Source organism: Herbaspirillum aquaticum (genome assembly GCF_002213425.1).
GTDB classification, from domain to species: Bacteria; Pseudomonadota; Gammaproteobacteria; order Burkholderiales; family Burkholderiaceae_D; genus Herbaspirillum; species Herbaspirillum aquaticum.
Map to the genome: position 1 here is coordinate 1 of NZ_NJGV01000044.1, position 3,289 is coordinate 3,289.

At 47.0% G+C, this 3,289-nt stretch carries 3 protein-coding genes; 2 read left to right on the forward strand and 1 reads right to left on the reverse strand.

Features of this window, described 5'->3' with window-relative positions:
* Window positions 1–134: 134 nt before the first annotated feature.
* Together CEJ45_RS24280 and CEJ45_RS24285 are read left to right on the forward strand one after the other, a co-directional pair.
* Window positions 135–1,991: an AAA family ATPase gene (locus CEJ45_RS24280; protein WP_088757542.1), complete on the forward strand. Its 1,857-nt coding sequence runs from the start codon at window positions 135–137 to the stop codon at window positions 1,989–1,991.
* A 10-nt stretch (window positions 1,992–2,001) separates the two neighbouring features.
* On the forward strand, window positions 2,002–2,337 hold the full coding sequence (locus tag CEJ45_RS24285) for a hypothetical protein (RefSeq protein ID WP_088757543.1): 336 nt from the start codon (window positions 2,002–2,004) through the stop codon (window positions 2,335–2,337).
* Here CEJ45_RS24285 and CEJ45_RS24725 read toward each other — a convergent pair.
* Window positions 2,324–3,193: a hypothetical protein gene (locus CEJ45_RS24725; RefSeq protein WP_141107064.1), complete on the reverse strand. Its 870-nt coding sequence runs from the start codon at window positions 3,191–3,193 to the stop codon at window positions 2,324–2,326. The two genes, CEJ45_RS24285 and CEJ45_RS24725, sit on opposite strands and share 14 nt — an antisense overlap.
* Window positions 3,194–3,289 lie beyond the last annotated feature (96 nt).

Consider the following 3,289-nt stretch of genomic DNA (forward strand, 5'->3'; position numbering starts at 1 on the left):
AGCTATTTCGCTTCTTCTTTGCTTCACTCATTCTCGTCATCCCTTCCAGGACGACAGCTTAAATCAGTGTCTCAAATTCGGGGTCCACTTTAACCGTCAAAACCCAGGATGTTCTGCATCTGATCTGCAAGAAGATGATCGGTCGTTGGAACGCCAAACAGTGCCGGGAGCATTTGGGAAAATTCTTACAATATGAAGAGGTTCTTCATCTCGGCAACACTGAGCATCTGACGAACGTCATTACGTCACGATTCATGTATGAGAAAGAGCGAGCTATCGTGGATCGGGTTGAACGGGGGCGTGATGCGAAAGCATTCAGCATCCAGCAAGAAACAGTCACTCGCTTCTTTGACGACCTGCGAGATGATCTTTCTCACTCGACCGGCCACGATGTCAATCTCGAAGAGCAAGAAGCCGCCGCTCAGTACATCTTTGGCTCGCCAGGAACCCATGCTTTTGTTGTTGGATCGGCTGGGACGGGTAAGACTACGTTACTCAAAGCCGTGGCAAACATCTATCGTTCTGAGAATTATGAACTTGTGGGCTGTGCTCAGGCCGCATCCGCCGCATTGAACCTGACCCGAGAAGCAGGCATTCCCTCATTAACTATTGCCAGCCTTCTTCTTCGGCACCAAAAAGGAACTCTGTCTTTTTCGGCCAACACGATCTTGGTCCTCGATGAAGCTGGGATGGTGGGTTCTCGGGAATTCGATCTGCTTCAAACGGCCGTCGTTGAAGCCGGTGGGAAAATGGTTTGTGTGGGGGACTACAAGCAGCATGCTTCCATTGAAGCCGGCGGGATCTTTCGTTCGTTGGTCGAGAAATTTGGCGGAGCCCACATCACAAAGATCCAGCGACAACGAACCGATTTCGTTCCAATCTATCGAGTCCTTGGCGACTCTTCTTCAAATCGAAAATCTCTTATCTCAAATGAGCAACTCACCGCAATCAAATCCCTATCGGTGATCGAACAATCCGCCGCCTTGGATGCCTTGGCGGGCGGCTCCGCCCTGCTCGCCTCGCTCATTCGCCCCTGGCAGAGCAAATTCGACTTCCATTGGATGCGGGAGGTCGTAGATCAATTCTCCCAAGGGCATGCAGAGGAAGCCTTGACCAACATGGCCGTAAAGGGACAAATCTATATGGAGTCTGATCGAGAGCGAGCGATGGCCGCTCTGGTTGAGGAATGGAAGAAAGACGACCGTGCATTGAAAGATAAGGTCATCATTGCTGGACTGAGAAACGAAGTTGCGGCCCTCAACCAGCAAGCACGAGAGCATCTTATTGCGGCTGGCCATCTGGATCGTGATCAGGCTCGAATCCTGCCGCTGCTTCAACGAGATGGCCGTCTAGATCATCGAGAGTTTATTCCTGGGGATCGCATAGTCATCACCAAGAACAATCCAGCGTTGGGCCTTATAAACGGAGCGACCGGAATTCTCCTAGGATTTGATGGACAGGATTTCCTCTCCGTTCAACTGGACGAACCCAATGTCAAGGGTGCCAGCCGCATTTTGATTCCCACCGCATTCCACCATCTTGATCACTCATACAGTCTGACCACGTTCAAAAGCCAAGGGCGAACTTTTGATTCTGCATACGTCTTCGTTAATCCCGTAATGGCCCACCGTGAATGGATTTATGTCGCTGCGAGTAGAACCCGTTATCGAACTGCTTTGTACGTACCGGAGAACGAGATCGGCCAAAGCCAGACAGACGAACTACAACATCAGGAAGAAAAACGAGAAGACGAATTGACATCCATACAGAAACTATCTCGATGTCTGGCACGATCTCAGATCAAAAGCACGACACTCGACTACGAAGAGAACCCAAATACGAACGCCCCCGAACCGATCCCGTCATCGTCCATTAGCGTCCATAGAATCATCGAGCACACCCGGAATTTGCAGATCAGATGCAAAGCAGTCGCAGCACATTGGGTTCAATGGATCAAGGAAAAGGCGTTCGATCTGGAATTACATCGATAAAGGAGACTCCATGAGTTCACACGAAAACAATCCCTGGGCAAAGCAAGCCGTTACGATTTATCTGAGCCCGGACCGGCGAGGGAAATTAGCGGACTACGCTTCCTGTGCCGATCAACAGATGACGCCGGCTGAAACGATTTATGCATTGATCGACACGGCATCGAGCAGGGACATCGAAGAAGATGTATCGCTTTCTGAGGTGAAATCTGAATTGAAAAATTTGCGAACCCACATAGATGATCAGAAAAAAATTATTCAGGAATGCACTCACGCCTTGCACGTGGTCTCTCAAACGCTAGAAGTCTTTCAAGGCATAATTCGCCATTCAGTCGCTACGCTTGATTAAATTCAGAAAACTCTTTCCCGCCAATCGCCTTCTCTGCTTTTCCAAAAATAATTTTCGTGATGAGGAAATTAGAATATCTTCTAACCGGGGCTTTCAGAATATTTTTAGAAAAGTAATAGGATTTTGATTGCCGTATGAGGTGCATATTGTAAGTAGCCACTTCATCATAGGTTGCGTTTCCACCATTAAAGATGGGAACAAAGGCGATATTGCTAGTGACGGGAATATAGAAGCTTTTCAAAGCGAAAAAATCAGGGACAATAAATTCTGTATCTATCGGTGCTTTAAGGGTCCCCCACCGAATTCCATTGAGACCTTCCATTGCACTTCTCCAATATTGGAATGCAAGTGGTTGGTTTATCAATCGGTAAAAAGACTCGTTCGTTGGCATCGCATATCCGACTGACTCAGCATATTCAACGACGTCTTTATCAAGAGGCTCCACGTCAAAAAGATCTATTTTTTCTCCATAATTGGGATTCTCTCGAAGCATACTTCTTGCATAAAGCGATGCATAAAACCTGCTTAGTATTTCATTGGAATGTGTCGGTAACGAAAATACGTCCTCTTTGTCGTAACTCAATTCCGATATCAGTGATTGATATGCACGGTCGATTTCAGAAAAAAAATCTTCTGTCGTTTTGTTCCAGACTCTCTTTGCTGTAAAAACTGGATTGTCACTCCGAAGCCGTTCCGACTTTCTTTTTTTCAAGAAAAACACTTCAACACCCCCTAGATCGCCTCCGATTTTTTTGATGGATTTGTTGGGGAAAACATGTTGTTCAAGAGGGAGATCGTAAGGATTTCCCTCTTGTGTTTTCTCAGGCTTCCCCTTTCTACTATTTTTTTCTGTCATGGCATTTTAAAGTGGACCCCGAATTTGAGACACTGATTTAAGCTGTCGTCCTGGAAGGGATGACGAGAATGAGTGAAGCAAAGAAGAAGCGAAATA